The 26227-nt window shown below is 67.1% G+C and carries 26 protein-coding genes and 2 tRNA genes; 18 read left to right on the forward strand and 10 right to left on the reverse strand.

What is annotated here, in order from left to right:
- The first annotated feature begins 18 nt into the window (after positions 1-18).
- The 8 genes from rpsK to ABDJ40_RS02690 all read left to right on the forward strand — a co-directional run bounded on the left by rpsK (position 19) and on the right by ABDJ40_RS02690 (position 6446).
- Positions 19-423, forward strand: a complete 405-nt coding sequence (gene rpsK, locus ABDJ40_RS02655) for a 30S ribosomal protein S11 (protein ID WP_056194196.1) — start codon at positions 19-21, stop codon at positions 421-423.
- Between the two features lie 192 nt (positions 424-615).
- Positions 616-1239, forward strand: a complete 624-nt coding sequence (gene rpsD / locus ABDJ40_RS02660; protein ID WP_269631994.1) for a 30S ribosomal protein S4 — start codon at positions 616-618, stop codon at positions 1237-1239.
- 136 nt (positions 1240-1375) lie between these two features.
- Complete coding sequence (locus ABDJ40_RS02665) at positions 1376-2365, forward strand: DNA-directed RNA polymerase subunit alpha (protein ID WP_183104009.1); 990 nt, start codon at positions 1376-1378, stop codon at positions 2363-2365.
- A gap of 201 nt (positions 2366-2566) precedes the next feature.
- Positions 2567-2959, forward strand: a complete 393-nt coding sequence (gene rplQ / locus ABDJ40_RS02670; RefSeq protein ID WP_269631993.1) for a 50S ribosomal protein L17 — start codon at positions 2567-2569, stop codon at positions 2957-2959.
- A gap of 229 nt (positions 2960-3188) precedes the next feature.
- Entirely contained in the window at positions 3189-5117 is a 1929-nt protein-coding gene (dsbD, locus tag ABDJ40_RS02675; protein ID WP_347605714.1) for a protein-disulfide reductase DsbD, read from the forward strand.
- A gap of 38 nt (positions 5118-5155) precedes the next feature.
- Positions 5156-5232 (forward strand) — tRNA-Met (locus ABDJ40_RS02680).
- A gap of 172 nt (positions 5233-5404) precedes the next feature.
- A tRNA-Met gene (locus ABDJ40_RS02685) sits at positions 5405-5481 on the forward strand.
- 167 nt (positions 5482-5648) lie between these two features.
- A complete protein-coding gene (locus ABDJ40_RS02690; protein WP_347605717.1) occupies positions 5649-6446 on the forward strand; it encodes a ProQ/FINO family protein in 798 nt (265 codons plus the stop codon).
- Between the two features lie 278 nt (positions 6447-6724).
- Here ABDJ40_RS02690 and ABDJ40_RS02695 read toward each other — a convergent pair whose 3' ends face one another.
- Complete coding sequence (locus ABDJ40_RS02695; RefSeq protein ID WP_347605720.1) at positions 6725-6952, reverse strand: hypothetical protein; 228 nt, start codon at positions 6950-6952, stop codon at positions 6725-6727.
- 283 nt (positions 6953-7235) lie between these two features.
- Here ABDJ40_RS02695 and ABDJ40_RS02700 point away from each other — a divergent pair, with 283 nt between their 5' ends.
- Positions 7236-7598, forward strand: a complete 363-nt coding sequence (locus ABDJ40_RS02700) for an ArsR/SmtB family transcription factor (RefSeq protein ID WP_347605723.1) — start codon at positions 7236-7238, stop codon at positions 7596-7598.
- A 78-nt stretch (positions 7599-7676) separates the two neighbouring features.
- A complete protein-coding gene (locus ABDJ40_RS02705) occupies positions 7677-8240 on the forward strand; it encodes a thymidine kinase (protein WP_347605726.1) in 564 nt (187 codons plus the stop codon).
- Positions 8241-8341: 101 nt separating this feature from the next.
- On the opposite strand, the gene ABDJ40_RS02710 is transcribed toward ABDJ40_RS02705, so the two are convergent.
- Together ABDJ40_RS02710 and ABDJ40_RS02715 are read right to left on the reverse strand one after the other, a co-directional pair.
- Positions 8342-8581, reverse strand: a complete 240-nt coding sequence (locus ABDJ40_RS02710; protein WP_269631986.1) for a hypothetical protein — start codon at positions 8579-8581, stop codon at positions 8342-8344.
- Between the two features lie 250 nt (positions 8582-8831).
- Complete coding sequence (locus ABDJ40_RS02715; RefSeq protein WP_347605729.1) at positions 8832-9590, reverse strand: enoyl-CoA hydratase/isomerase family protein; 759 nt, start codon at positions 9588-9590, stop codon at positions 8832-8834.
- A 276-nt stretch (positions 9591-9866) separates the two neighbouring features.
- Between ABDJ40_RS02715 and ABDJ40_RS02720 the strand changes: the two genes are divergently transcribed.
- From ABDJ40_RS02720 to ABDJ40_RS02735, 4 genes are all read left to right on the forward strand, one after another.
- A complete protein-coding gene (locus tag ABDJ40_RS02720; RefSeq protein ID WP_269631984.1) occupies positions 9867-10901 on the forward strand; it encodes a branched-chain amino acid ABC transporter permease in 1035 nt (344 codons plus the stop codon).
- A 13-nt stretch (positions 10902-10914) separates the two neighbouring features.
- Positions 10915-12693, forward strand: coding sequence for a branched-chain amino acid ABC transporter ATP-binding protein/permease (locus tag ABDJ40_RS02725; protein ID WP_347605733.1), 1779 nt, complete (start codon positions 10915-10917; stop codon positions 12691-12693).
- 20 nt (positions 12694-12713) lie between these two features.
- Entirely contained in the window at positions 12714-13445 is a 732-nt protein-coding gene (locus ABDJ40_RS02730) for an ABC transporter ATP-binding protein (RefSeq protein ID WP_347605736.1), read from the forward strand.
- A gap of 157 nt (positions 13446-13602) precedes the next feature.
- Positions 13603-14151 carry a hypothetical protein gene (locus ABDJ40_RS02735; protein WP_347605739.1) on the forward strand — a complete coding sequence of 183 codons (549 nt, stop codon included), beginning with the start codon at positions 13603-13605 and terminating at the stop codon, positions 14149-14151.
- Positions 14152-14160: 9 nt separating this feature from the next.
- On the opposite strand, the gene ABDJ40_RS02740 is transcribed toward ABDJ40_RS02735, so the two are convergent.
- From ABDJ40_RS02740 to ABDJ40_RS02765, 6 genes are all read right to left on the reverse strand, one after another.
- Positions 14161-15435: an FAD-dependent oxidoreductase gene (locus ABDJ40_RS02740; RefSeq protein ID WP_347605742.1), complete on the reverse strand. Its 1275-nt coding sequence runs from the start codon at positions 15433-15435 to the stop codon at positions 14161-14163.
- Positions 15432-15677 carry a (2Fe-2S)-binding protein gene (locus tag ABDJ40_RS02745; protein ID WP_347605745.1) on the reverse strand — a complete coding sequence of 82 codons (246 nt, stop codon included), beginning with the start codon at positions 15675-15677 and terminating at the stop codon, positions 15432-15434. The genes ABDJ40_RS02740 and ABDJ40_RS02745 overlap by 4 nt, the downstream gene beginning before the upstream one ends.
- Positions 15674-16804 carry an NAD(P)/FAD-dependent oxidoreductase gene (locus ABDJ40_RS02750; RefSeq protein ID WP_347605748.1) on the reverse strand — a complete coding sequence of 377 codons (1131 nt, stop codon included), beginning with the start codon at positions 16802-16804 and terminating at the stop codon, positions 15674-15676. Before ABDJ40_RS02750 ends, ABDJ40_RS02745 begins: the two co-directional genes overlap by 4 nt.
- A 10-nt stretch (positions 16805-16814) precedes the next feature.
- Positions 16815-17771: a 4-hydroxyproline epimerase gene (locus tag ABDJ40_RS02755; RefSeq protein WP_347605751.1), complete on the reverse strand. Its 957-nt coding sequence runs from the start codon at positions 17769-17771 to the stop codon at positions 16815-16817.
- A gap of 16 nt (positions 17772-17787) precedes the next feature.
- Positions 17788-18474: a GntR family transcriptional regulator gene (locus ABDJ40_RS02760; protein WP_269631976.1), complete on the reverse strand. Its 687-nt coding sequence runs from the start codon at positions 18472-18474 to the stop codon at positions 17788-17790.
- A gap of 69 nt (positions 18475-18543) precedes the next feature.
- Entirely contained in the window at positions 18544-19464 is a 921-nt protein-coding gene (locus ABDJ40_RS02765; RefSeq protein WP_347605754.1) for a dihydrodipicolinate synthase family protein, read from the reverse strand.
- A 234-nt stretch (positions 19465-19698) separates the two neighbouring features.
- On the opposite strand from ABDJ40_RS02765, the gene yajC reads away from it, so the two are divergent.
- The 4 genes from yajC to ABDJ40_RS02785 all read left to right on the forward strand — a co-directional run bounded on the left by yajC (position 19699) and on the right by ABDJ40_RS02785 (position 25609).
- Positions 19699-20025 (forward strand): preprotein translocase subunit YajC, encoded by a 327-nt coding sequence (gene yajC / locus ABDJ40_RS02770; protein ID WP_269631974.1) that lies wholly within the window; start codon positions 19699-19701, stop codon positions 20023-20025.
- Positions 20026-20153: 128 nt separating this feature from the next.
- A complete protein-coding gene (secD, locus tag ABDJ40_RS02775) occupies positions 20154-22058 on the forward strand; it encodes a protein translocase subunit SecD (RefSeq protein WP_269631973.1) in 1905 nt (634 codons plus the stop codon).
- Positions 22059-22078: 20 nt separating this feature from the next.
- Positions 22079-23116, forward strand: a complete 1038-nt coding sequence (gene secF / locus ABDJ40_RS02780; RefSeq protein WP_269631972.1) for a protein translocase subunit SecF — start codon at positions 22079-22081, stop codon at positions 23114-23116.
- Between the two features lie 36 nt (positions 23117-23152).
- On the forward strand, positions 23153-25609 hold the full coding sequence (locus ABDJ40_RS02785; protein WP_347605759.1) for a DUF1631 family protein: 2457 nt from the start codon (positions 23153-23155) through the stop codon (positions 25607-25609).
- An 83-nt stretch (positions 25610-25692) separates the two neighbouring features.
- Here ABDJ40_RS02785 and ABDJ40_RS02790 read toward each other — a convergent pair whose 3' ends face one another.
- Positions 25693-26145 carry a Smg family protein gene (locus ABDJ40_RS02790; RefSeq protein ID WP_183104031.1) on the reverse strand — a complete coding sequence of 151 codons (453 nt, stop codon included), beginning with the start codon at positions 26143-26145 and terminating at the stop codon, positions 25693-25695.
- Between the last annotated feature and the right edge of the window lie 82 nt (positions 26146-26227).

A 26227-nucleotide genomic window follows, 5' to 3' on the forward strand; every position in this document is an offset into this window, starting at 1 on the left:
CCCTGAAGAGAGCTCACCATGGCAAAAGCACCTAACAACTCGGCTGCCCAGCGCGTTCGCAAGAAGGTTCGGAAGAACGTGGCTGACGGCATCGCCCACGTCCACGCTTCTTTCAACAACACCATCATCACCATCACCGACCGTCAAGGCGGCGCCCTGTCCTGGGCTTCGTCGGGTGGTCAGGGCTTCAAGGGCTCGCGCAAGTCGACCCCCTTTGCAGCCCAGGTGGCAGCGGAAGTGGCCGGCCGCGCTGCGCAAGAGCAGGGCATCAAGAACCTGGACGTCAAGATCAAGGGCCCCGGCCCGGGTCGCGAGTCCTCCGTTCGTGCACTGGCAGCGCTGGGCATCCGCATCAATTCGATCTCGGATGTGACGCCTGTCCCGCACAATGGTTGCCGTCCGCAAAAGCGTCGTCGCATCTAAGACGATTTTGCTGCGATAATCGCGGACCGTTTTCCCGCGCCGGCGGGCACGAAAGTGCCGCGCCGGCTGTTTTGCTGAGTGCAACTCCGGTTGCTGCTCATGAAGCCCACCGTTCGAGCCTATAAAAACACGGGCCGGACTCGCGCAGGAACCTATGAAGGGCTTGCGTCAGATTGAACAAGGACACGCAAAGTGGCACGTTATCTCGGCCCCAAGGCCAAACTTTCCCGCCGTGAAGGTACCGACCTGTTCCTGAAGAGCGCCCGCCGCGCCATCAGCGACAAGGCCAAGTTTGACACCAAGCCCGGTCAGCATGGCCGTACCTCGGGTCAGCGTACCTCCGACTTCGGCCTGCAGCTGCGTGAAAAGCAGAAGGTCAAGCGCATGTATGGCGTGCTGGAGCGCCAGTTCCGCCGCTACTTCGCTGAAGCCGAGCGCCGCAAGGGCTCGACCGGCGTGAACCTGCTGACGCTGCTGGAATCGCGTCTGGACAACGTCGTGTACCGCATGGGCTTCGGCTCGACCCGCGCTGAAGCACGTCAGCTGGTCTCGCACAAGGGCATCACCGTCAACGGCGAAGTGGTGAACATCGCTTCCTACCTGGTCAAGGCCGGTGACGTCGTGGCCGTGCGTGAAAAGGCCAAGAAGCAGCTGCGCATCCAGGACAGCCTGAAGCTGGCTGAGTCCATCGGCATGCCGGCTTGGGTGCAGGTCGATGCCTCCAAGATGGAAGGCGTCTTCAAGAAGACCCCGGATCGCGATGAATTCGGCGCTGAGATCAACGAGTCGCTGATCGTTGAGTTGTACTCGCGTTAATTCTTTCGTGCCTGCCGAGCGGCCCTTCCTGGGCCTGCTCGGCTTTTCCTCGTCCGGGTTCCGTGTTTTCGCGGGATCCGGTTGGTCCCTCAGCCTTATCGGTGTAACGAACCGAGGGTATTGAAAGAAAGACCTCATGCAAACCAATCTGCTCAAACCCAAATCCATCAATGTGGAGCCCCTGGGCGGTCATCGCGCCAAGGTCACCCTGGAGCCGTTCGAACGCGGCTATGGCCACACCCTGGGCAACGCCCTGCGCCGTGTGCTGCTGTCCTCGATGGTGGGTTATGCGCCGACGGAAGTGACGATCGCTGGGGTGCTGCACGAGTACTCGGCCATCGACGGCGTGCAGGAAGACGTGGTTCACATCATGCTGAACCTCAAGGGTGTGGTGTTCCGCCTGCACAACCGTGAGGAAGTGACCCTGGTGCTGCGCAAGGAGGGCGAAGGCCCCGTGACTGCTGCAGACATCCAGACTCCGCACGACGTCGAGATCATCAATCCCGAGCACGTCATCGCCCATCTGTCGCAAGGCGGCAAGCTGGACATGCAGATCAAGGTCGAAAAGGGCCGCGGCTACGTGCCGGGCACCATGCGCCGCTATGGCGACGAGCCGACCAAGTCTATTGGCCGCATCGTCCTGGATGCGTCTTTCTCGCCGGTCAAGCGCGTCAGCTATGCCGTTGAGAATGCTCGCGTGGAGCAGCGTACCGATCTGGACAAGCTGGTGATGGAGATCGAAACCAACGGCGCCATCTCGCCCGAGGAAGCGATCCGCGCTTCGGCCAAGATCCTGGTCGAGCAGCTGGCGGTCTTCGCCCAGCTGCAAGGCACCGACCTCGTCGATGCCTTCGACCAGCCGGCCCAGCGTTCCAGCACCTTCGACCCCATCCTGCTGCGTCCCGTGGACGAGCTGGAGCTGACGGTGCGCTCGGCCAACTGCCTGAAGGCCGAGAACATCTATTACATCGGCGACCTGATCCAGCGCACCGAGACCGAGCTGCTCAAGACCCCGAATCTGGGTCGCAAGTCGCTCAACGAGATCAAGGAAGTGCTGGCTTCGCGCGGCCTGACCCTGGGCGCCCGCCTGGAAAACTGGCCGCCGCAAGGTCTGGACAAGCGCTGATCAGGTTCTCCCCCTGCGCGCTGACGCGCGCTCCCGTCAGGGGGCAAGCTTCTAGGACCGGTGGAGCCGGACCCTGAAGCTTCGCGGGGGAAGAGCATTGAAATGTATTTTGAAAGGGGTGGGGTGTTGACAAACCCCGCCCGGTGCCCCGGCAGTACCTGATACGGCTGCTGGTATTACATAGTAGGAAAGGAAAGCACCATGCGTCATCGTAACGGCCTCCGCAAGCTGAACCGCACCAGCGAGCACCGCAAGGCAATGCTGCGCAATATGGCAGTCTCGCTGCTGCAGCACGAAGCCATCAAGACCACCGTCCCCAAGGCCAAGGAACTGCGCCGCGTCGTCGAGCCGCTGATCACCCTGGCGAAGGAGCCCACGCTGGCCAATCGCCGCCTGGCTTTCGATCGTCTGCGTGACCGCGACATCGTCAGCAAGCTGTTCAACGAGCTGGGCCCCCGTTTCGCCGCTCGTCCGGGCGGCTACACCCGTATCCTGAAGATGGGCTTCCGCGTGGGCGATAACGCCCCCATGGCCTATGTCGAGCTGGTGGACCGCGCCGAAGAGGCTGCCGAGGCTACTGCCCAGGCTGAATAAGCCCTGGCTGCAGCAGCTTCTGCTGCTTGCATTCAAGAAGGCCGGCTCATGCCGGCCTTTTCTCGTTCTGGGCCCGCTGGCACCGCGGGCGCAGGGCGGCCCTGCGATTCCGTGGCCTATCGCATCCCTGCTGGCGGTGTGCTGGCACTGCCGCTAAGCTGCGCGCTTCCCAATCGGCGCCGTGACCCCTGCCTGGCAAGGGGGGGCTTCGGCGCAGCGAGACATCACCATGAACATGATCAAGCAGGCGGTCGCGGGCGGGCTCAGGCCTTGGCTCGCATCGCTTTTCCTGATGCTGGGCCTGCTGGGCGCCACGCAAGCGCTGGCCGATGACTTCCTGGAGCCCGAGCAGGCCTTCAAGCTGGCGGCGCGCGTGCTGGAGGACAAGAGCGTCGAGCTGCGCGTGAGCATTGCGCCCGGCTACTACATGTACCGCGAGCAGTTCCAGTTTGTCGCTGACGGTGTGCAGCTGCAGGCCCGGGTGCCCGATGGCAAGAAGAAGTTCGACGAGACCTTCCAGAAGGAAGTGGAGGTCTATCGTGAAGGCCTGAGCATCAGGCTCGACGTGGCTCAGGCGCCGGCCAGTTTCGAACTCAAGGTCACGGGACAGGGCTGCGCCGACAAGGGGCTGTGCTATCCGCCGATGACGCGCCCTGTCCAGATTCAGCTCAAGGGCTTTGGCGGCGCAGGACAGGTGACGCTGCTACCGCCTGGCGAGGGGCTGGGCAGCTTCGGCGACGGTGACGCCATCGCTGCGTCGACTCCTGTGAGCAAGTCCTCCGTCCTCCCCGTGGACGCTCAGCCGGCTGCCGCTTCTGGCGAAGCCGCCGCGGCCAAGGCCTCCGGTGGGGGCTTGGAGGCGGCCTTACAGTCCGGGCGCTTCTGGCTGGTGGTGGGTCTGTTCTTCATTGGTGGTGTGGGCCTCTCGCTGACGCCCTGCGTCCTGCCCATGGTGCCCATCCTGGCCTCCATCATCGTCGGGGGCGGGCAGCAGGTCTCGCGTGGCCGTGGCTTTGCCCTGGCACTGGCCTATTCACAAGGCATGGCACTGGTCTATACGTCCTTGGGCATCGCGGCCGGCCTGGCGGGGGAGGGGCTGGCGGCCTACTTCCAGTCGCCCTGGGTGCTGGGATCCTTTGGTCTCGCGCTGTGCCTCTTTGCCCTGTCGATGTTCGGTGCCTATGAGCTGCAGCTGCCCAGCCGCTTTGCCAACCGGCTGAATGATGCCTCGCAGCGCCTGCAGGGCGGACGCCTCTTCGGCGTGTTCATGATGGGTGCGCTGTCGGCCCTGCTGGTGAGCCCCTGTGTGACTGGCGTGCTGGCCAGTGCCCTGCTGTATCTCAGCAAGACGCACGATGTCGTGCTGGGGGGCTCGGCGCTCTATGCCATGGCCAATGGCATGAGCGTGCCGCTGCTTCTGCTGGGACTTTCCGCGGGGTCTCTGCTGCCCCGCGCCGGCGCGTGGATGGACGGCGTGAAGCACTTCTTCGGCATGCTGCTGCTGGCGGTGGCCTTGTGGACGGTCCAGCCCTTGCTGCCGGATGCCGCAACGCAGCTGGTGATGGGTGCCCTGGCAGTCGCCACGGCCCTGGCGCTGGGACTCTTCAAGAGCTGGCATCCGCATGCAGGCCCGCGCGCCTGGCTGGGCAAGACCGCAGCCCTGGCGGCGCTCGTCTTCGGGCTCCTGCAATGGGTGGGCGCTGCGGCCGGGGGCACGGATCCGCTGAAGCCCTTGCGCGGTGTGTTCGGTGCGGCGGGGGCGCAGGCCCCGGGCGCAGCAGGTCCTGTGGTCGCGGGCCAGTCGCTGGTGTTCCAGAAGATCCATAGCGTGGCCGAACTCGACGCCGCGCTGAAAAGTGCCGGCCGGCCCGTCATGCTCGACTTCTACGCCGACTGGTGCAAGTCATGCAAGGAGATGGATCGATTCACTTTCAGTGACGCTCAGGTCCAGCAAAGGCTGGGCAAGGCGCTGCTGCTCAAGGCGGATGTCACAGCCAACAACGCCGATGACCGCGAGCTCCTCAAGCGTTTCAAGCTCTTCGGTCCGCCGGGCACGATCTTCTTCGACGAACGCGGGCAGGAGTTGCTGGACAAGCGGGTGATCGGCTTCCAGGATGCCGCCACCTTCCTCGGCTCGCTGGAGGCCGCAGGCATTTGATCAGCATGCCAAAAACGTGCTACACTCTTAGCTTCAGTCGCGGGGTGGAGCAGTCTGGTAGCTCGTTGGGCTCATAACCCAAAGGTCGTAGGTTCAAATCCTGCCCCCGCAACCAGTTTTCGAAAGCACATGAGCTTCATCGTGTGTTTTCAAGCAAGCCGCCAAAAGCCAGGGCCATTCATCAGCCCGGTGCCAGGCGGCTTGTTTTCCCCCGGATCCAGCCGGGGCGATGTTTGCCGGTGCAGGACCTTCGGTCGAGGCGCAGCAGGGGTCGGCGACAGATCAGTCGCGGGGTGGAGCAGTCTGGTAGCTCGTTGGGCTCATAACCCAAAGGTCGTAGGTTCAAATCCTGCCCCCGCAACCAAGTATGGAAGTGAAGGCCTGTGAGTCCGGTGCTCATGGGCCTTTTTCTTTTGTCGAGGCCTGCCTCGAGGCTTTCGAGGGAGCTTTGTGCCCTCTGACATCATGTGCCATGCGGCATTGGGGCCGAGACTTGGCACAATCCGCCTTTTGCACCTTTGAATCGAACCCATGTCTGAACCGACCTCTCAGCCGGGGGCTGAACAACAAGCCCTGCAGGCGGCCTGTGCCGAGCAGCTCAAGGCGCTGTTTCCCGCCCTGTTCACCGGCGCACCGAAGCCGGTGAAGCTGCGCATCCAGGCCGACATCCAGGAGCGTGCCCCGGGTCAGTTCAGCAAGCAGCAGCTCTCTGCCTTTCTGCGCCGTCATACCGGCAGCACGGCCTATCTCAACGCCGTCATCAAGTCTACGCACCGCTTTGACCTGGATGGCAAGGAGGCGGGTGAGATCACGGCCGAGCACAAGCAGGTCGCGCGTGACGAATTGAGTCGTCGCCGTGCTAAGCATCAGGAACGGCAGGTGCAGGAGGAGGCCGCTCAGCGCCAGCGATTCGAGCTGCTGCGCGCCTTCGAGACCACGACGCTGACCCGTGCCAATTTTTGTGCGTTGAAGGGTCTCGCGGAAGCCAAACTGGACGGCTTGCTGGCCCAGGCACGTGAAGAGGCAAAGGCCTGGGCCGCTCGGCCGCGGCCCGCGGACGGCGGGCGGGGTGGTGCGCCAGGCGATCGCCGGGGCGGTCCGGGTGCGGATCGTCGTGGGCCTCGCCAGGGGCGGCCGGACGATCGCCGGCCGGGTCGTGGACCTTCCGGCAAGGGCGCCGGCCAAGGTCGTCCGCAAGGTGGCCGTTCGGCGCCTGCGCGTCCGGAGTCGGCCCGGGCCCAGCCCGCGGAGGCCACGCGTGAAGCGGCCGCGCCGGTGGATGCCGCTGTGCAGGCTCCCGCTACCGACGTGGGGCAAGGCGAGGCCTGACTGCACCACATGGACGGTGCCCGCTAATGGTGCCGCTGCGCCCTCATGTCATGATGGGCTCAGAGCCATCCGTCGCGAAAGAGGGTGGGGCTGCGCGCCCGGTGATGCGGGCAAGCGGCAAAGGGTGCGTGTAGCGCGTCTAAAGCGCAGCTGCTGACCTGCCGCATGTCACTCTGCTTGGCTGTGCGGTGGGGGTTGGCTAAATGGCCAGGCCCTGCCAAGGCAGGCAGATGCCGGGCGGGTAGGCCAGGCGATGCGGGGGTGGTGTCAGGACGCTTTCAAAGCGTGGATTTGACGCCAGTCTTGGTGTCCGCGGCGCAGCCCAGCTTGCAGACCACCTCATTGCGGCCCAAGATGCGCTTGGATTGCAGGGCGCTCGGCGGCCGGTGCTTGCCGCACTTGAAGCAGGACCGGGTGTGACCGCTGCCGAGGAAGGGCGAGCCGCCCAGTTTGGACTCGTAGCGCAGGCCGTCTTCGCTGACCGCCGTGTATGTATCTTTGCTCATTCTTGTCCTTGTCCTGGCCCACCTCTTGCCATACTCAGCGAGGGTGAAGGGCGAACCGAGAATGTCGAAATCCCTCAACACCCATTTAGGCACAGGCCGGGCGCTGCCGCTACCTCGCAAACCCACGCTCTTGTCACAAAGCGCATCGTTGATCGACGGAGCGCCCCCGTGAACACGGGGCGGCAATGCCGGGCCGGGTTTCCAATGGGGCGTAACTCCCGTCGGCGGCCAGCTTTTGATGCATCATGGAGGGCCCTGATCTCCCCGCCCTCCCATCTTTTCCATGCAAGACCTGCCGCCAGAAGCGCTCCAGCAGATTGCCGCCTATTTCCAGGTGCTCGCCGAGCCTACGCGGCTCAAGCTGCTCAACGCCCTGCGAGAGGGGGAGCGCAATGTTGGGGAGCTGGCTGCCCTGTGTGTCTCGACGCCAGCGAACGTCTCCCGCCACCTGTCGCAGTTGGCCAAGCAAGGGCTGGTGGAGCGCGAGGGGCGTGGCAACAGCGTCTACTACCGCATGGCCGATGACTCGGTCTACGCCCTGTGCGATCTGGTCTGCGGCAATATCGCGCGGCGTTTCGAGCGGGAGGTCCAGTCCAGGGAGCTGTTCCGCGCCACGGGCGTGACGGAGCGCGCCAAGACCGACTGAGCAGTCGGTGCCGCTTGCAGCCAGGCGGGCCTGCCGGCTTGGCGCACAATGCCGGCTTTGCCCGCGCCGGACCTCGCCATGGCCAAACTGTTTTTCCGCTACGCCGCGATGAATGCCGGCAAATCGACTGCTTTGCTGCAGGTGGCCCACAACTACGAGGAGCGAGGGCATCGGGTGCGCATCTTCACGGCGCAGCTGGACGATCGCTACGGGCGCGGCTATGTGACCTCACGGCTGGGGCCGCAGCGAGCTGCGGAAGTCTTCACCCCAGACACCGATTTCATGGCGCTGATGGCGGCGGATCCCGGCATTGCCTGCATTCTGGTCGATGAGGCCCAGTTCCTCAGCAAGGCCCAGGTCCACGCCCTGCACGAGATCGCGCATCTGCACAATCTACCGGCCATCTGTTATGGCTTGCGCACCGATTTCCGGGGTGAGCTTTTCCCGGGCTCGGCCTGCCTTCTGGCGCTGGCCGACGAGATGGACGAGATGAAGACCATCTGCGATTGCGGCCGCAAGGCGACCATGAATATGCGCGTTGACGAAAGCAACCGCAAGGTCACGGAAGGGGCGCAGGTGGAGATTGGCGGGAATGCCCGCTACCGGGCCGTGTGCGGGCGTTGCTTCCGCCAGGCCGGTTGAGGCTGCGCAGCCTCGAGGCACACTGCGCATGAAAAACGGCCTGGGCGGAGGCTCAGGCCGTTGGGCTTGCTATGCGGGGAGCCCGGACGGGCTCCGCCGGCTCAGCTCTTGCTGCCGAGCTGCTCTTCCAACTCCTTGCAGGAGGGCGCGCAGACCGGCTGAGACTTGCCCAGCAGCTTCTTCGACTTCAGCATGGCCCGTGGGCGATGCTTGCCGCAGAGAAAGCACGACATGGTGGCCGCGCCGAAGGAAGAGGTGGCCGCAAAAGGCGAGCCGGGAGCTTTTGATCGGTAGCGCAGACCATCGGCGTCGATGGTCGTCTTGGTACTGTCCTTGGCCACGCTGGTCCTGACTGGTAAGTGAACGACGGGGATCCGGCCCTCTGGCTTCCTCTGCCCGAGAAACCGGCCTTTCTACACCCCGTATTTTCCATCATCAGGCGCCGTTCGGCACGACCCAGAGGCGAGAATTTCGCCGCCGTCCCTCGGTCATGGGGCCGAATCCTGTGGCCTGCCCGCGCCTTCCAGCAGACGCCCCCGGGGTTCCCGTCGAGTTCCGGAGGCGTCCGCGATGGGACTTCGGTGAGCGGGCTCAGCGGCCCTGGAAGCGCGGAGGCCGGCGCTCCTGCCAGGCACGGACGCCTTCGACCAAGTCTTCCGACGCCGCCGCACGGGCGATGTCGGCCGCCAGCTGAACGCTGTCCAGCTCGTGCCGCGCCAGGGCATTGAGATGCCGCTTCATGCCGCACAGCGCCAGTGGCGCCAGTTCGCACAGGGACTGCGCGAGTTCCAGGGCCTGGGCTTGCAGCTGCGCCTCGTCGTCATACAGGCGATCGAGAAAGCCGCAGTCGAGCATGGCCTGGGCATCCAGCGTTTCACAGGCGAGCAGGATGCGCTTGGCCATGCCCAGGCCCAGACGGTTGACGTAGCGAGCCATGCCTCCGCGGTAGAAATGCAGGCCCAGCCGAGCGGCAGGGACGAACATCTCGCAAGCGCGCGTCCCCAGCCGAAAGTCGCAGGCCAGCGCCAGGTCTGTGGCTCCGCCATAGACGCCCCCCTGGATGGCGGCAATGGTGATGGGGCGGGCATTCTCCCAGGCATCGGTCAGCCGCTCGAAGAGCGCGCCCGCGTCCACGCCGGGAACCGCGCCGATGTTGAAACCGCTGCAGAAATGCCGGCCTTCCCCTTCCAGTAGCAGCACACGCACGTCAGCCAGTGCATTCACCGTGTCCAGCTGCTGCTCCAGCGTCTGCAGATCCTCGATTTCCAGGCGGTTGGCCACTCGCGGGCGGCGCAGGGTGATGCGGGCGAAGTGCTGGTCGATCTGCAGACGAGGGGCGTGGGAAGGCATGGTTGGGGTGCGGTGAACGAGGCTCCGCCAGTGTAGGCGGCGGTTCCGGGCGATATTCCCTGAGTGCCTCACTGGGATATTGGGTGTCTGGAACGCCGAGTGGGCCCGCAGGAATGTCTGTGCGGCGTCAATGTCGGCGCTAAGTGCGGTAAATCCGGTGCGGGAATTCGCCTACCGACCGGTCGGACTATTTCTTGAGCCTTGTCAATGCGCGTTGCCACGAAGCGCCGTGTCAGGCGCATTGTTTAGAGTGGGCCGCAACAAGAGGCGGTGTCCATGGATTTCACGATTGCAGGCATTCTCGCGCTGGACGGGCTCACCAACGGCGCCATCTACGCGCTGCTGGCCCTGGCCACAGTGCTGGTCTTTGCGGTGACACGGGTGATCTTCATCCCGCAGGGTGAATTCGTGGCCTTTGGCGCCCTGACCCTGGCGGCCTTGCAGCAGGGCCAGACGCCGGCGACGGCGCACTTCCTGCTGGTGATGACCGCGCTGGTGGCCCTGCTGGATGGCTGGGCGGCCTGGCGCGGCGGGCAAGGGAGGCGTGGTTTGCTAAGGGTCCTGGTGCAGGCACTGCCCGGCCTGCTGATCGGCTTGCTGGCCTTGTGGGCGGCACCGCGCCAATGGCCCCTGCCGGTACAGGCCGCCTTGAGCCTGGCCATCGTGACGCCCATGGGGGCCCAGATCTATCGCTTGGCCTACCAGTCGCTGGCTGATGCCTCGGTGCTGGTCCTGCTGATCGTGTCCGTGGGCGTGCATTTCGCGCTGACCGGCCTGGGCCTCGTGTTCTTCGGCGCGGAGGGCTCCCGCAATCCGGCGTTCTGGGACGCCAACTTCTCAGCCGGTGCGCTGAGCCTCTCTGGCCAGACCGTGATCATCATGGCGGCGGCGCTGGCTCTGATCAGCGCCCTGTGGCTGTTCTTCGAGCACAGCCTGCGCGGCAAGGCCTTGCGCGCCACGGCGGTGAACCGCCTGGGGGCGCGCTTGATGGGCATCTCCAGCACGGCGGCGGGCCAGCAGGCCTTCACGCTGGCGGCCTTCATCGGCGCGCTGTCGGGGCTGCTGATCAGCCCCACGACCACCATCTTCTATGACAGCGGCTTCCTCATCGGCCTCAAGGGCTTCGTGGCCGCCGTGTTCGCCGGGCTGGCGAGCTATCCGGGCGCGGCGCTGGGCGCCGTGCTGGTGGGCCTGCTCGAGTCCTTCAGCTCCTTCTGGGCCAGCGCCTACAAGGAAGTCATCGTCTTCACCTTCATCCTGCCTGTGCTGCTGTGGCGCTCCCTGCGCGACCCGCATGGCGAAGAGCACTGAGCAGGGGGCCGCCATGTCGCAAAGCAAAGTTCTTCCCGCCCTCGCCTTGCTGCTGTTCTTTCTGCTGCCAGCCCTGCCGGTGCCGGAATTCTGGATCACGCAGCTCAACTACATCGGCATGTTCGCGCTCGTCGCGCTGGGCCTGGTGCTGCTGACAGGGGTCGGCGGCTTGACGTCATTCGGCCAGGCGGCCTTCGTGGGCCTGGGGGCCTACACCACGGCCCTGCTGTCCACGCGGTATGGGATGTCACCGTGGCTGGGCCTCTTTGCGGGCCTGGCCATCACGGCGGCGGTCGCCCTGCTGCTGGGCCTGTTGACCCTGCGCATGTCCGGGCACTACCTGCCGCTGGCCACCATCGCCTGGGCACTGAGTCTCAACTACCTGATCGCCAATACCGAGTTCCTGGGCAAGTACGACGGCCTGCTGGGGCTGCCCGCGCTGGAGCTGGGCTCTGTCTCCCTGGCCAGCGGACGGGCCATGTATGTGCTGATCTGGCTGTGCGCGCTGCTGGCGGCGCTGGGTGTCAAACACCTGCTGGATTCGCGCCCCGGCCGTGCCATCCGCGCCCTCAATGGCGCCACCACCATGGCCGAGGCCATGGGCGTCTCGACCTTCCGCTACAAGCTCAGCGTCTTCGTGCTGGCGGCCCTGCTGGCCTCGCTGTCGGGCTGGTTGTTCGCTCATTTCCAGCGCACGGTGAACCCCAGCCCCTTCGCGCTGAAGATGGGCATCGAGTACCTCTTCATGGCGGTGGTCGGCGGCATTGCTACGGTGCCGGGCGCCTTCGTGGGCGCCGGCGTGGTCAAGCTGCTGGAAGACCAGCTGAAGGAGCTGCTGCCGCGCCTGCTGGGCAGCAATGGCAATTTCGAGATCATCGTGCTGGGCGTGATCCTGGTGCTCATGCTGAAGTACGCACCCAAGGGGCTGTGGCCCTTCGTGCAGGCGGCCTGGCAGCGACGCCATCCCACGCGAGCCCGGCTCAGGAACTGGGACGGCGCCACGGCGCTGCCGGCGCGTGACAAGCCCAGGCGCGGCGAGCTGTTGCTGGACGTGGACCGGATCCGCAAGCAGTTTGGCGGACTGGTGGCGGTCAATGACGTCAGCTTCCAGATCCGCGCGGGCGAGATCATCGGCCTGATCGGCCCCAATGGCGCGGGCAAGTCCACCACCTTCAATCTGATCAGCGGCGTGCTGTCGGCCACGAGCGGGCGGGTGCAATTCCGCGGGCAGTCCGTGGCAGGCCTTGGCTCGCGCCAGATCGCCGAGCGGGGCATGTCCCGCACCTTCCAGCATGTGAAGATGATCGCGGACATGACGGTGCTGGAGAACGTCGCCCTGGGCGGCTACCTACGCAGCCGGGCGGGCCTGGTGCGCAGCATGCTGAGGCTCAACGCGGCCGAGGAGCGCCAACTCTTCGCGGAGGCCGAGGCTCAGCTGCGCCGTATCGGCATGGCGGAGCAGATGCATGAGCTTGCGGGCAACCTTGCCCTGGGGCCTCAGCGCCTGATGGAGATTGCCCGCGCGCTGTGCAGCGATCCCTCGCTGCTGCTGCTGGACGAGCCCGCTGCCGGCCTGCGTCACAAGGAGAAGCAGGCCCTGGCCGCCGTGCTGCGCCAGTTGCAGGACGAGGGCCTGAGCATCCTGCTGGTGGAGCACGACATGGAATTCGTGATGGGCCTGACCGACCGCCTGGTGGTGATGGAGTTTGGCACCAAGCTGATCGAGGGCACGCCGCAGGAAGTCCAGGACAGCCCCATCGTGCGTGCCGCCTACCTGGGCACCGAGCACTGAACCCGCGCAGGAGAGAGACCATGACGCAATTGCTGCAAGTGCGCGGACTGCATGCCGGCTACGGCCGCGCCGAGGTCCTCAGCGGCCTGGACCTGGACCTGGCCCAGGGCCAGGTGGTCACGGTGATCGGCCCCAATGGTGCGGGCAAGAGCACCACGCTCAACGCGCTGATGGGCGTGCTGCCCTCACGCGGCCAGGTGGTCTTCGACGGCGAGGATCTGGCCGCCAGCGGCCTGGAGGACCGCGTGATGAGGGGGCTGGCCCTGGTCCCCGAGAAGCGCGAGCTCTTCACCACCATGAGCGTGCAGGACAACCTCGTGCTGGGCGGCTTCCGCCCCATGCGCCTGGGCCAGCGCGACTGGCGCGAGGAGCTGGAGCGTGTCTACCAGATCTTCCCTCGGCTCAAGGAGCGGCGCGAGCAGCTGGCCGGCACGCTCTCGGGCGGCGAGCGCCAGATGCTGGCCGTGGGTCGCGCACTGATGTCCCGCCCCAAGCTGCTGATGCTGGATGAGCCCAGCCTGGGCCTGGCGCCGCTGATCGTGAAGGAGATCTTCCGCATCGTGGCCCAGCTGCGCGACGCGGGCGTGAGCATCCTGCTGATCGAGCAGAACGCCCGTGCTGCGCTGGAGGTGGCGGACTATGGCTATGTGCTGGAGACCGGCGAGATCGCCCTCCAGGGCCCTGCGGCCGAGCTGGCCCGGGACGCCCGCGTGATCGAAACGTATCTGGGCGCGGCGAGGAAGCCCGCCTGATCCGGCGCAGGCCCGCCACTGGCCGCGCTCCGCCTTTCATCTGCACCCCGTTCCGCTGGGGACCGCGCTCATGCAGCCTGTCGCCAGCCCCTGGCGGGCGCGTGGGGCGGCTGGCTATCCTGGACGCAAGTTTCAACATCTGTCCAGGAGATGCCCCATGAACAAGCGCTTCTCGCCTTCCCTCGCCGCCGCGCTGCTGCTTTCGGCCCCGCTGCTGATGGCGGCACCAGCCGCGCTGGCGCAGGCGGACAAGGCCTCCCGCACGGCCAGCTCCAACGGCTTCAGCGCCGGCATCGAGTTCAAGCAGCAGGCCACGCCGGCCGATGTGGGCCTGCCGGCCTATCCCGGCGCCCAGCCTCAGTACGACAAGAAGGACGACCTCGCTTCCCTGACCATGGGCCTGTGGGGCGGCACCTTCGGCTTCAAGCTGGTGGTGACCAAGTTCTCCAGCGAGGACAGCCTGGAGACCGTCAGCCGCTTCTACAAGGACGCGCTCGCCAAGTACGGCCCCGTGCTGGACTGCAGCCAGAACAGCGGTGGCGGCAAGAAGGACGACAAGATCCTGGGCTGCGACGACGACAAGCCCGAGAAGGGTGGCCTGCTCTTCAAGGCGGGCAAGCCCGAGGCCTACCGCATCGTCTCCCTGCAGCAGCGGGGCAAGCTGGTGCATTTCCAGCTGGTGCGCATCGAGGCGCCCAAGCGCTGACCGGCCGGGTCAGCGCTCGTCCAGCAGGCTTGCGATCGGCAGCGGCTGCAGCGGGAAACGCACGCCGCGCTGGGGGTGCGCCTCGGGCCAGCCCAGCAGCTGCTGGCTGATCGGCCCGCAGATCCGGCCCTGGCAGGCGCCCATGCCGCAGCGGGTCTGCAGCTTGGCCTCGCGCCAGCCTGGATGAGGCTGGAGTTCGCGCAAACGCACACCCTCGCAGCGGCATACGCGCACCTCCGGCGTGCAACGGGCCCACTGGGCCGGCGTCGGGCCGAAGTGGCGGGCCAGTCGCTGCGAGAAGGCCAGGGCCCCGGCATGTGCGCGAGTCAGGGCGCCCGGGATGTCCTTGCCGAGCATGGACAGCGCCGCCAGCTGGCCTTCGATCCAGGCCTTGCCCATGCCCCCGATGCCCGTGCACTCGCCCGCGGCGTAGACGCCCGGCCGGCTGCTGAGCAGGCCGGTGTCGACCACGATGCGGCCGTCAGGGCCGGTGTCGCAGCCCAGCATGGCGGCGAGCTCGCTGTTGGGGAGGAGACCGAAGCCCAGGCCCAGGGCCTCGCAAGGCTCGTCCCATTCGCGCAGGCCGTCGCTCAGCCGCACCCCTTCAACGCGGGACTGGCCCAGCACTCGCACCACCTGCACGCCGATCCGGTAGGGCACGCGACGTAGCTGCCAGCGCAGGGCCAGGGCCTGCTGCCATTGCGCCAGGTTCAGCCGACTGGCGAAGAGGGTCAGGTCTTGCCAGGCGCGCAGCTCGATGATGCCACTCAGGGTGGCGCCGGCCTCCTGCAGTGTCTTGGCGGTGGCCAGCAGCAGCGGGCCGCTGCCGGCCAGCATCATGCGTTTGCCTGCGACCGGCCAGCCGCCCTTGACCAGCGCCTGCAGGCCGCCCGCCCCGGTGACGCCAGGTAGGTCCCAGCCTGGCACCGGCACATGCAGTTCGCGCGCGCCCAGTGCCAGCAGGGTCTTGTCGCCCCGCAGCTGCTTGAGACGGCCGCCACTCATGTCCTGGGCCAGGATCCCGCCTTCCGGGGTGGTGCCGACGGCCATGTGCCCGGGCAGGAAGCGAAGGCGTGGACTTGCCAGCAGCTGCGGCAGCACGGGTGCCAGGCGCCGCGCCTGGGCGTCCTGCGCTGCCGGGCCGCCGCGCCAGATCTGGCCACCGGCCTGGGCCTGGTTGTCCAGCCACAGCACCTCGGCATCGGCCTTCAGCAAGGTCTGCACCGCAGCCAGGCCGGCCGGGCCGCTGCCGATCACGAGATGGGGCGCCTGAAACGAGCTCATGCCTGGGTCTCCACCCGCATGCCTTCGGCGACCAGGCGCATGCAGGCCAGGCTCTCGTCCTGGCCATCGATGCGCACCCGGCAGGCCTGGCACTGGCCCATGCCGCAGAACACGTCGCGCGAGCTGCCGTAGACGGTCTGCCCGAAGAGGGTGACATCGCAGCGGCGCAGGGCCGACGCGACGGTGATGCCGGCAGGTACCGCACGCGCGTGGCCGTTGATGTGCAGGGTGAGGGTCTTCATGCGGGAAGGGCGATGCAGAAGCGCGCCGGGTCGTAGGGGCGGGCATCCAGGCCTGCGGGCTGTGCCAGGCTGAGGTCCGCCACCAGCTCCGCGCTGGCCAGCGAGGTCGTGATGCCCAGGCCCTCGTGCCCGCAGGCCACCCAGGTGTTGCGCAGCGTGGGGTGGGCGCCGATCAGCGGCTGGCCATCGGCGCTGGCGGGGCGGATGCCGCTCCAGCAGCGCAGCAGGCTCTGCTGAGGCAGGGAAGGGAGGTAGTCTGCAGCGCAGGTCAGCATGCGGCGCAGCATGGGGAGATCGATCTCGCGATCCTCGCGGCCGATCTGGCGCGAGGAGCCGATGAGCCACTGACCGGCAGGGCGCGGCTGGACGTTGAAGGACACGGTGTCCTCGTCCACCAGATGGGCCTTCTTGATGTAGCCCAGCTCGACCAGCTGGTGGCGCAGGCGCTGCTCGCGGGCCTGCGTGATGGCCAGCTGGCCCTTCTTGGGCAGCAGACTGCCGGCAGGCAGGAAGCGCTGGCTGGCCAGGCCGCCGCACAGCACCACCATGGCGGCGCTGAAGAGGCGGCCGTCCTGCAGGCGCACGCGGCCGGGCCGCAGGTCGCGGACCTCACCGCGGATCAGCGTGGCGCGCGATTCATCCAGCCAGCGTTGCACGACCTTGGGCGGGTAGACGCGCCCGTCGGCCGGCACGCGCAGGGCGCCGACCAGGCGGTGGTGCAGCAGCGGCTCGAGCTGGCGCAGGGCCTGCGCGTCCAGCAGCTCGGCGTTCATGCCCTGGGACTGCAGCCAGCACGCCTTGCGCTGGGCGAGTTGCCATTCCTCGTCGTCCGCGGCCAGCCACAGCGTGCCGCAGCGCTGGAACTCGGACACGTGCTCATGCTCGCCCGATTCGGCCAGCCATTGGCCCCACAGCTGCATGGAGCGGCGCGAGAGCCGGTACTCGTGGTCGTCGCTGGCGCCCTCGGCATCGACCACCAGCAGGTGGCCCATGGAGGCCGCCGTGGCGCCGCCGCCCGGTGCCGACTGCTCGACCACGGCGACGGACAGCCCACGCCGCGCGAACTCGCGTGCACAGGCGGCGCCGACGATGCCGGCACCGATGATCAGCACATCGGCCTGCAGCATGGCGGGCGGCTCAGCGGGGGATGCCCCAGGCGAAGGGATCGCCGGGCTGGATGATCAGTTGAGCGTCCAGGTTGACATAGGCACGCCCGGTGATGGTGGGCAGGATGTGACCAGCCGCGCCGTCGGGCGCGGGCAGGTAGCGGCCCTCGAAGACGCTGCCGATCACGCTTTCCTGGCGCCACAGGGCGCCCGGTGCGAGCTTGCCCTCGGCGGCGAGGCAGGCCAGCTTGGCACTGGTACCGGTGCCACAGGGGGAGCGGTCATAGGCGCTGCCGGGGCACAGCACGAAGTTGCGGCCGTGGTTGGCCGGGTCGGCCGGCGGGCCGATCAGCTCGATGTGGTCGATCTCGGCGCCGTCCGCCCCCGTGATGCCCTGGGCCTGCAGGGCCAGGCGGATCTGCTCGGAGAAGGCGGTGAGCATCTGCGCCTGTCCCGGGGTCAGGTCTTGCCCATGGTCGTCGCAGAGGAAGAACCAGTTGCCGCCCCAGGCGATGTCGCCGTGCAGGCGCCGGCCGCCGACCTGCACCGGCACCTGCCGGGCCAGGCGGTAGGCCGGCACGTTGGCGATGCTCACGGAGCCATCCTCGTGCAGGGTGGCGGTGATCTCGCCCACCGGCGTTTCGATGCGATGCGCGCCGGGCTGAATGCGGCCCATATAGGCCAGGGTGGCGATCAGGCCGATGCTGCCGTGGCCGCACATGCCCAGGTAGCCGACGTTGTTGAAGAAGATCACGCCTGCCGTGCAGGCCGGATCGACCGGCTCGCAGAGCAGGGCGCCGACCAGGACATCCGAGCCGCGCGGCTCGTTCATCAGGGCGCGGCGCCAGGCGTCGTGCTCGGTGCGAAGGCGCAGCAGGCGCTCGGCCATGGAGCCGCGGCCGAGGTCCGGACCGCCGGCAACGATGGTGCGGGTCGGCTCGCCGCCGGTGTGGGAGTCGATGATGCGGGTCGGCGTGATCGGGTTCATGAGGAAGGGAATGGGCTCAGGCGATCACCTGCTGCGCGAACTGCCGCAGGTAATCCATCAATTGGTCCGCCGCCGCCGCGGCCGCCTCGCTCTGCCCCTGGGCGATGGCTTCGGCGAGCAGCTGGTGGCAGCGCGCGCCTTCGCTCATGTCGCCCTGGTGCTGGTAGGCGGTCCAGAAGCGTCGGCACTGGATCACCATGGGGATCACGGCAGCGACGGCAGCCTGGTTGCGGCAGGCGGCGTGGTTGACATGGTCCAGGGCCTGGTCCGCCTGCAAATAGGCGCTCAGGTCCCCGGCGGCGGCGGCGGTGGTCATTTCGGCGGCGCAGCCGAGCAGGGCCTCGCGCTGTGGCGGCGTTGCGCGGCGGGCACTGGTGCTGGCGATCAGCCGCTCCAGCGCCCGGCGCGCCTCCAGCAGGTCCAGGTGCTGGGCCAGCTGGATGTCGCTGACCAGCAGGCCGCGGCGCGGCAGCTGCACGATCAGGCCGTTGGCGACCAGGCGCATCAGGGCCTCGCGGGTGGGCGTGCGGCCCAGGCCGATGCGCTCGATCAGCTCGGCCTCGACGATGGGCGCCCCGGGCTTCAGGGCCAGCGTGGCGATGAGGTTCTCGATGGCGTCATAGGCCTGGTCGGCCACGCGGCGCTTGTCGATGGCATCGTCGCCCGCCTCGTGCGGGATGGGGGAGGACGTTGTTGCGTTCATTCCCGCATCTTCGCAGCAGATGCCCGTCTGGCTATGCCTGATTACGCGAAATGGCTACAGCCAGGGGGCTCAGAAGAACTGGCGCAGGTCCGGACGGGTGTCCAGGCCCTTCTGGATGATGGCCTGCACGCGCTCGCGCTCGGCACCGACCAGGGGCAGGCGGGGGCGGCGCACGTGCTCGTTGCCCACGCCCACCATGGCCTCGACCAGCTTGAGGTTCTGGACCAGCTTGGTCGAGACATCCAGGTGCAGCAGGGGGGTGAACCACTGGTAGAGCTTCAGGGCTTCGTCGTAGCGCTTGGCCTGCATCAGGCGGTACAGCGCCACGGTCTCGGCCGGGAAGGAGGTGCACAGGCCGGCCAGCAGGCCGTCGCAGCCCAGTGCCAGGCCTTCGAAGCTGAGGTCGTCCACGCCGATGAAGAGCTGGTAGCGGGTGCCCAGGGCATTGCGCAGGTCGGTCAGGCGGCGGATGTTGTCGGTCGATTCCTTGATGGCGACCAGCCATTCGCAGTCAGCCAGCTCGACGAAGTTGTCCGGCGTCAGGTCCACGCGGTAGGCCACCGGGTTGTTGTAGACCATGGTGGGCAGCTGGGCGGCGTTGGCGATGGTGCGCACATTGGCCATGGCTTCGCGGGCGTCGGCTACGTAGATCACCGCGGGCATGAGCATCAGGCCCTGCACGCCAATCTTGTTGGCGCCGTCCACATAGCGCAGCGCCTCGCGGGTGCTGGTCTCCGAGACATTGGCCAGCACCGGCACGCGGCCGGCGGACACCTTCACGGCGATCTCGGCCACCTGCAGCTTCTCTTCCAGCGTCAGGGTGCTGGCCTCGCCCAGGGAGCCGCCAGTCACGAGACCATCAACCCCATTGGCGATGAGGAACTCGAAGTGGCGCTCCATGGCCGGGACGTCCAGGTTCTCGTCGGCATCGAACTTGGTCGTCACGGCGGGGAAGATGCCGCGCCATTGAGGCAGGGGGCGGGAACTCATCGAGCAATCTCCTGTTGAAATATATTTGCAGAATATTCGTTGAGAATCGCCCTGTCAACCCCAGATGGGTGGCTGAGCCGGCCAGCGTGCCCGTGCAGTCGCCTTCGCTGCCGCCGAAGCCGCGGCAGGGCGGGGCTGGCCCCAAGGCGGGCAGCGCAGGCTGCCGCATACAATCCGCGATCCGTCCATGATGGCGCTGCTGCGCCCATGGGCCATTCCTAGAGGGTTCAGACCGTGTTCATTTCTACTGCTTTTGCCCAGACCGCCGCTCCGGCAGCCCAAGGCCCCGAGTCCAGCCTCATGGGCATGTTGCCCCTGGTGCTGATGTTCGTCGTGCTGTATTTCGTGATGATTCGTCCCCAGATGAAGCGTCAGAAGGAGCACAAGGCCATGATCGAGGCCCTGGCCAAGGGCGATGACGTCGTCACCAGCGGCGGCCTGCTGGGCAAGGTGGCCAAGCTGGACGAGAACTTCGTGAACCTGGAAGTCGCCAGCGGCGTCGAGATCAAGGTGCAGCGCTCGGCCGTGGTCCAGGTCCTGCCCAAGGGCTCGGTCAAGTAAGAAAGCCTGGCAGCCCTGCTGTTCAGGGGCTGCTCATCACTCATCGAGCCCGGGCCGCGCCCAGCGGTGCCGGGCCTCATTTCAGGGCAAGAGCCCAGGTCTGGTCCAGACCTCCTGAGGATGCCTCCATGAACCGTTATCCCTTGTGGAAGTACGCGCTGCTGCTCGTGGCGCTGCTGATCGGTCTGATCTACACCCTGCCCAATTTCTTCGGCGAAGCGCCGGCGGTGCAGGTCTCCAGTGGCAAGGCCACGGTCAAGCTGGACGCGGGCATGGTCGCCCGTGTCGAGGCCGCCATCCAGTCGGCCGGCGTCAAGGCAGACACGGTGGCCTTCGAGGGCAACTCCGTGCGGGCCCGCTTCAATGACACCGACACCCAGCTCAAGGCCAAGGACGCCATCAACAAGGCGATCAATGCCGATCTGGCTGATCCCTCCTACATCGTGGCGCTGAACCTGGTCTCGCGCTCGCCGGAGTGGCTCAAGAGCCTGCATGCCTTCCCCATGTACCTGGGCCTGGACCTGCGCGGCGGCGTGCACTTCCTGATGCAGGTGGACATGAAGGCGGCCATCGCCAAGAAGGTCGAGTCCCTGGTCGGTGATGCCCGCAGCATGCTGCGCGAGAAGAACCTGCGTCATGCCGGCATCAGCAAGGACGGCAATGACCTCGTCATCGCCTTCCGCGAGGCCGAGACCCGCACGGCCGCCCTGGCCCTGCTGTCCGACAAGCTGCCAGACATCCAGTGGCTGGCCCAGGGCGAAGGCAGCGAGCTGAGCCTGCGCGGCAGCTTCAAGCCGCAATCCCTGGTGGCGGTGCAGGAAGCCGCCCTCAAGCAGAACATCACCACCCTGCAGAACCGGGTCAACGAACTGGGCGTGGCCGAGCCGGTGATCCAGCAGCAGGGCCTGGACCGCGTCATCGTGCAGCTGCCGGGCGTGCAGGACACGGCCAAGGCCAAGGACATCATCGGGCGCACGGCCAACCTGGAGTTCCGTCTGGCCGACATGTCGGCCGAGGCCCAGGCAGCGCTGGCCGGCACCGGCCCCGTGCCCTTCGGCCGCGAACGCTTCGGCGTGGGCCGTGGGGCCCCGGTGATCGTGCACAAGGAGGCCATCGTCACCGGCGACATGCTGACCGACGCCCAACCCCGCCAGGACGAGAACCACCAGCCCGCCGTGTCCGTCCGGCTGGATGCCAAGGGCGGTCGCCAGATGAAGGAGATGTCGCGTGCCAACGTGGGCAACTACATGGCCGCCATCCTGTTCGAGAAGGGCAAGGGCGAGGTGCTCACCGTGGCCCGCATCAACAGCGAGCTGAGCGCCGACTTCCAGATCACCGGCATGGGCTCCACCGAGAACGCCACCGATCTGGCCCTGCTGCTGCGTGCCGGCGGTCTGGCCGCGCCGATGGAAGTCATCGAGGAACGCACCATCGGCCCGACCCTGGGTGCCGAGAACATCGCCAAGGGCATGCACAGCGTGGCCTGGGGCTTTGCCGCGGTGGCGCTGTTCATGTGCCTCTACTACATGCTCTTCGGCGTGTTCTCCACGCTGGCGCTGGGCTTCAACCTGCTGATGCTGGTGGCCGTGCTGTCCATGCTGCAGGCCACGCTGTCTCTGCCGGGCATGGCCGCCATCGCCCTGGTGCTGGGCATGGCCATCGACTCCAACGTGCTGATCAACGAGCGGGTCCGCGAGGAGCTGCGCAGCGGTGCCTCGCCGCAGGCGGCCATCTTCGCCGGCTATGAGCGGGCCTGGGCCACCATCCTGGACTCCAACGTCACCACGCTGATCGCGGGTCTGGCCCTGCTGGCCTTCGGCTCGGGCGCCGTGCGCGGCTTTGCCGTGGTGCACTGCCTGGGCATCATGACTTCCATGTTCTCCTCGGTGATGTTCTCGCGCGCCCTGGTCAACCTCTGGTATGGCCGTCAGAAGAAGCTGAAGTCCCTCTCCGTGGGCCAGGTGTGGAAGCCGGCTGCCGAACCCGGCAGCGCCTCCCCCGATGGCGTCGAATTGACCGAAGGCAAGGCCTGACCCCCTGACAGGAATCCGACATGGAACTCTTCCGAATCAAGCGGGACATCCCGTTCATGAAGCACGCGTTGGTCTTCAACGCGATTTCCTTCCTCACCTTTGCCGCGGCGGTCTTCTTCCTCTTCACGCGGAACCTGCACTACTCCATCGAGTTCACCGGCGGTACCGTCGTCGAGGTGGCCTACGCGCAGAGCGCGGACATCGAGAAGACCCGGACCACGGTCGAGCACATGGGCTTCGGTGAGGTGACGGTGCAGAAGTTCGGCACCTCGCACGACGTGATGATCAAGATGCCGCCCCACAAGGCCATCAAGCAGGACAAGGTCGTCGAGAAGGTCTTCGCCGAGCTGTGTGCCGCCGAGCAGGGGCAGGTCTCCAAGCGCCAGACGGTCTCCGACAAGGGCGAGGCCATCGAGAAGGACGTCTGCACCACCGCGGCCAATGCCGAGCCGGTCAAGCTCTCGCGCAGCGAAGTGGTGGGTCCCTCGGTAGGCGCCGAGCTGGCCGCCGATGCCGGCAAGGCCCTGGCCATGACCGTCGTCGGCATCATGATCTACCTGGCCTTCCGCTTCGAGTGGAAGTTCGCCGTGGCCGGCATCATCGCCAATCTGCATGACGTCGTGATCATCCTGGGCTTCTTCGCCTTCTTCCAGTGGGAGTTCTCGCTCTCCGTGCTGGCGGCCGTGCTGGCGGTGCTGGGCTATTCGGTGAACGAGTCGGTGGTGATCTTCGACCGGGTGCGCGAGGCCTTCCGCAAGTACCGCAAGCTGACGACGCACGAGGTGATCGACCACGCCATCACCTCCACCATGAGCCGCACCTTCATCACCCACGGCTGCACGCAGCTGATGGTGCTGTCCATGCTGCTGTTCGGTGGCCCCACCCTGAAGTACTTCGCCGTGGCGCTGACCATCGGCATCTGCTTCGGCATCTATTCCTCCGTGTTCGTGGCCGCAGCCATCGCCATGTGGCTGGGTGTGAAGCGTGAGGATCTTGTCAAGGTCGGTTCCTCTACCAAGGAAGATCCGGACGATCCGAACGCCGGAGCGGTGGTGTAGAGTCGTCCGCATGGTCGACTCCCTGTTCCCTGGCCCATGAGCGGCACTGATCCGCGCCGGCAAGCCCAGGCGGCCCAGGCACGGCGCGTCTTCAGCGAGGCCCTGGTGCGCGGCGTTGCCGCGGCCGGGGCCGCGCTCCATGAGGCGGGCGCACAGCTGCTGCTGCAACCGGCGGAACATGCGGTGAGCGTGTCCCGCCGCGACTGCGTCGGCCTTTGGCAGCGCCGCGGCGTGGTGTGGCTGAGCATGCTGCGCGACGCCGTGCGCTCGGCGTCCACCCAGGGTGTGCCAGACCATGTGACGGTCAGTGGAAGTGCCAGCCTCAGTCTGGTCGACGACGACACCATCGAACGCCAGATCACCGCCTCCCGCCTGGCCCTGGCCATGATGGACAAGGCCACCTGGGAGTTCAACGACCTGCGCACCCGCATGCTCCTGCTCGAAGGGCATGAGGATCTCGCGACGAACGATTTGCTCCGCGCACAGGCCCTGGCCCGGCTTGTCCTTGATTGTTGGTACGCCAGTGGTCTCACGCGTACGGAATGGCAGCTTTTCCTCACCCCTCTGCACGAGGAGATGTCGCATCTGCTGCTGGAGGCCTACCACGAGACCAATGACTGGCTGATGCAGCAGGGCGTCTTGCCGGAGGTCGACCTGCGGCCCTATATCCGCCGCACGGCAGGCAGCCGCAGCACGCCGGCTCCCGTCGACGCCTCCCAGGATCCGGCTTTTGCCCCGACCACCCTGTACGCCCGTGGCATGGGTGCCCTGCCCGACGGGCTGCCCCCGAATGGCGGCATGGCCGCGCTGCGCGACGCCCAGGCGCCCTCGGCGGCAGCGGCAGGCGCGGCAGGCGCGGGCCCGGTGAAGTCAGCGGTGCGCAGCTCGGCCGAGCAGGTGATGGCGCAGCTGCAGCGGGTGCTGAATCGCCAGGTGCCAGGCATGGCGCCGCCGGGTTCGGCGCCGCAGGGGAGCACTGCCCAGGCCCAGGCTCAGCCCGTCGATCCACGCGGCGAGCGTGCCGGCCCGGTCACCCTGACCGGCCGTCTGCATGCCGCCATCAACCATGCCCAGGAAATGCTGCGCCATCGCGCGCAGCCCCAGGGGATGCCTGCCGGCGCGGGCAGCACGGGCGGTACCGCCAGCGTGTCGCCCAGCACCGGAGCCTCGGTGCGCGAGGTGCCGCTGCCCCAGCAGCTCGAGGAGCTCAAGGCCCGCAACCTGGCCGTCAAGCAGGTGCTCAAGCAGGCCGCGGACACCCCGGCCGAGCGCGCCACCATCGAGGTTGTGGCCCTGCTGTTCCAGTCCATCCTCACCGAGGAGCGCATCCCCGCGACCGTCCGTGTGTGGTTTGCCCGGCTGCAGATGCCGGTGCTGCGCGTGGCCATCAGCGAGCCTGATTTCTTCGCGACGACCGACCACCCCGCGCGCCGCCTGATCGACCGCATGGGCGCCTGCGTGATGGGGTTCAATACCTCGGCCGGCGGCGATGTCAGCGAGGCCGTGGAGCGTGAGATCAAGCGTGTGGTGCAGGTGGTGGAGGCCTATCCCGACACCGGTCGCCGCGTCTTCCAGACGGTGCTGACCGAGTTCGAGAAGTTCCTGGCCCACTACTTCGAGCAGGAGAACAGCGCCAGCATCAAGGGCGTTTCCCTGGCTCAGCAGGTGGAGCAGCGGGAGACCCTGGCCATCCAGTACACCATCGAGCTGCGCAAGATGCTCAACCAGGTGCCCGTGCAGGACGGCGTGCGCGACTTCCTGTTCCAGACCTGGGCCGATGTGCTGGCGGTGACCGCCGTGCGGGCCGGCGCCCAGGCCGACGTGACCAAGCAGATGAAGCGCGCCGCGGCCGACCTCATCTGGTCCGCCACGGCCAAGGTGTCGCGCGAGGAGCGTGCCGAGGTCATCCGGCGTCTCCCGCCACTCCTGAAGGTCCTGCGCGAGGGCATGGGCCACGCCGGCCTGTCCGCCCAGAAGCAGGACGAACAGATCCGCGCCCTGAACAACTCCCTGGCCGCGGCCTTCACCGCCAAGACCGCCACCATCCCGCCGGACCGGCTGGAAGAGCTGATGAGCCAGCTGGAGACGCTGGAGGCCATGCTGCCTGACACCGCGGGCGGAGAGCTGGATGAGACGCTGATGCGCGATCTCTCCACCCACGAGTCCGAGGACCTGGAGGTGGTGGCCGAAGGGGGCGCGCCGCCGTCGGCGGCCATGCTGGCCTGGGCGCAGGAGCTGCAGGTGGGCTCCTGGTACATGCTGGACTACCGGGGCCGCAACGAGCCCGTGCAGCTGGCCTGGCGCGGCCTGCGACACCACCTCATCCTCTTCGTTACGTCCAAGGGGCGTGGGGTGCTGTTCCAGCAGAGCCGTCTGGCGGCCTTCCTGCAGGCTGGCCTGCTGCTGCCGGCTCAGGACGAGGCGCTCACCGTCAAGGCCACCCGCAACGCGCTGGCCAAGCTGGACGCCGATCCCGAGCGCCTGCTGAGCTGAGGGCCTCTAACGAGGCATGCGGCGGCGGTCGTGGAGCGACTTGCCCTTGCGGCGAACGGCTGGCGAGCCCGGCGCGGGCAGCCTCAGTGGATCAGGCGATCCTCGGGGGCGACGAAAAGCTCGTCCAGGATCAGGGCGTCCGGCTCTTCACCCAGGCTCCAGAACACCATCAGCACGATGATCTTGAGGTCTTCCAGGTCCAGCGGTGCGCCGGGGATGGCCATGGCTCGATCGACCACCATCTCGCGCATGGGCGGAGGCAGCACGCCGGCCGATTCCAGGAAGCTGATGAAGCCCACGGAGGCCTCCCCCAGGTGCTCGAGTTCGTCCTTGGAGTAGATGCGCAGGCTCAGCGCGCCTTGCTCGCCATGGTGAGACTGCGCGGCCACCGCCAGGCCATCCAGCCAGGAGAGGGCTTCCTGGATTTCGTCCGTCTCGAAGCCTACGGCTGACAGTTTGCGTGTCAGCTGGGCGTGATCCGGACAGGCATCCGGCCGCCAGTAGGTCTCATAGAGATAGACGAGGACGTCAAACATGGACTGACTATACCCCAGCCGCTCGCGGCACCGATGCGCGGAAACGGCGGGGCCGGGCAGGGCTTTTACCGGGCTGCCGGGC

Source organism: Roseateles flavus (genome assembly GCF_039872765.1).
GTDB classification, from domain to species: domain Bacteria; phylum Pseudomonadota; class Gammaproteobacteria; order Burkholderiales; family Burkholderiaceae_C; genus Roseateles_B; species Roseateles_B flavus.

What these genes read in the sequence shown, in the direction of transcription:
- dsbD (WP_347605714.1), top strand. Translation starts at nt 3,189, where the DNA reads ATGAACATGATCAAGCAGGCGGTCGCGGGCGGGCTCAGGCCTTGGCTC.
- ABDJ40_RS02745 (WP_347605745.1), bottom strand. Translation starts at nt 15,677, where the DNA reads ATGAAGACCCTCACCCTGCACATCAACGGCCACGCGCGTGCGGTACCT.
- ABDJ40_RS02725 (WP_347605733.1), top strand. Translation starts at nt 10,915, where the DNA reads ATGTCGCAAAGCAAAGTTCTTCCCGCCCTCGCCTTGCTGCTGTTCTTT.
- ABDJ40_RS02720 (WP_269631984.1), top strand. Translation starts at nt 9,867, where the DNA reads ATGGATTTCACGATTGCAGGCATTCTCGCGCTGGACGGGCTCACCAAC.
- ABDJ40_RS02715 (WP_347605729.1), bottom strand. Translation starts at nt 9,590, where the DNA reads ATGCCTTCCCACGCCCCTCGTCTGCAGATCGACCAGCACTTCGCCCGC.
- ABDJ40_RS02705 (WP_347605726.1), top strand. Translation starts at nt 7,677, where the DNA reads ATGGCCAAACTGTTTTTCCGCTACGCCGCGATGAATGCCGGCAAATCG.
- ABDJ40_RS02690 (WP_347605717.1), top strand. Translation starts at nt 5,649, where the DNA reads ATGTCTGAACCGACCTCTCAGCCGGGGGCTGAACAACAAGCCCTGCAG.
- ABDJ40_RS02730 (WP_347605736.1), top strand. Translation starts at nt 12,714, where the DNA reads ATGACGCAATTGCTGCAAGTGCGCGGACTGCATGCCGGCTACGGCCGC.
- rplQ (WP_269631993.1), top strand. Translation starts at nt 2,567, where the DNA reads ATGCGTCATCGTAACGGCCTCCGCAAGCTGAACCGCACCAGCGAGCAC.
- secF (WP_269631972.1), top strand. Translation starts at nt 22,079, where the DNA reads ATGGAACTCTTCCGAATCAAGCGGGACATCCCGTTCATGAAGCACGCG.
- rpsK (WP_056194196.1), top strand. Translation starts at nt 19, where the DNA reads ATGGCAAAAGCACCTAACAACTCGGCTGCCCAGCGCGTTCGCAAGAAG.
- ABDJ40_RS02700 (WP_347605723.1), top strand. Translation starts at nt 7,236, where the DNA reads ATGCAAGACCTGCCGCCAGAAGCGCTCCAGCAGATTGCCGCCTATTTC.
- ABDJ40_RS02740 (WP_347605742.1), bottom strand. Translation starts at nt 15,435, where the DNA reads ATGAGCTCGTTTCAGGCGCCCCATCTCGTGATCGGCAGCGGCCCGGCC.
- ABDJ40_RS02750 (WP_347605748.1), bottom strand. Translation starts at nt 16,804, where the DNA reads ATGCTGCAGGCCGATGTGCTGATCATCGGTGCCGGCATCGTCGGCGCC.
- ABDJ40_RS02665 (WP_183104009.1), top strand. Translation starts at nt 1,376, where the DNA reads ATGCAAACCAATCTGCTCAAACCCAAATCCATCAATGTGGAGCCCCTG.
- secD (WP_269631973.1), top strand. Translation starts at nt 20,154, where the DNA reads ATGAACCGTTATCCCTTGTGGAAGTACGCGCTGCTGCTCGTGGCGCTG.
- ABDJ40_RS02790 (WP_183104031.1), bottom strand. Translation starts at nt 26,145, where the DNA reads ATGTTTGACGTCCTCGTCTATCTCTATGAGACCTACTGGCGGCCGGAT.
- ABDJ40_RS02755 (WP_347605751.1), bottom strand. Translation starts at nt 17,771, where the DNA reads ATGAACCCGATCACGCCGACCCGCATCATCGACTCCCACACCGGCGGC.
- ABDJ40_RS02765 (WP_347605754.1), bottom strand. Translation starts at nt 19,464, where the DNA reads ATGAGTTCCCGCCCCCTGCCTCAATGGCGCGGCATCTTCCCCGCCGTG.
- ABDJ40_RS02735 (WP_347605739.1), top strand. Translation starts at nt 13,603, where the DNA reads ATGAACAAGCGCTTCTCGCCTTCCCTCGCCGCCGCGCTGCTGCTTTCG.
- ABDJ40_RS02760 (WP_269631976.1), bottom strand. Translation starts at nt 18,474, where the DNA reads ATGAACGCAACAACGTCCTCCCCCATCCCGCACGAGGCGGGCGACGAT.
- ABDJ40_RS02695 (WP_347605720.1), bottom strand. Translation starts at nt 6,952, where the DNA reads ATGAGCAAAGATACATACACGGCGGTCAGCGAAGACGGCCTGCGCTAC.
- ABDJ40_RS02785 (WP_347605759.1), top strand. Translation starts at nt 23,153, where the DNA reads ATGAGCGGCACTGATCCGCGCCGGCAAGCCCAGGCGGCCCAGGCACGG.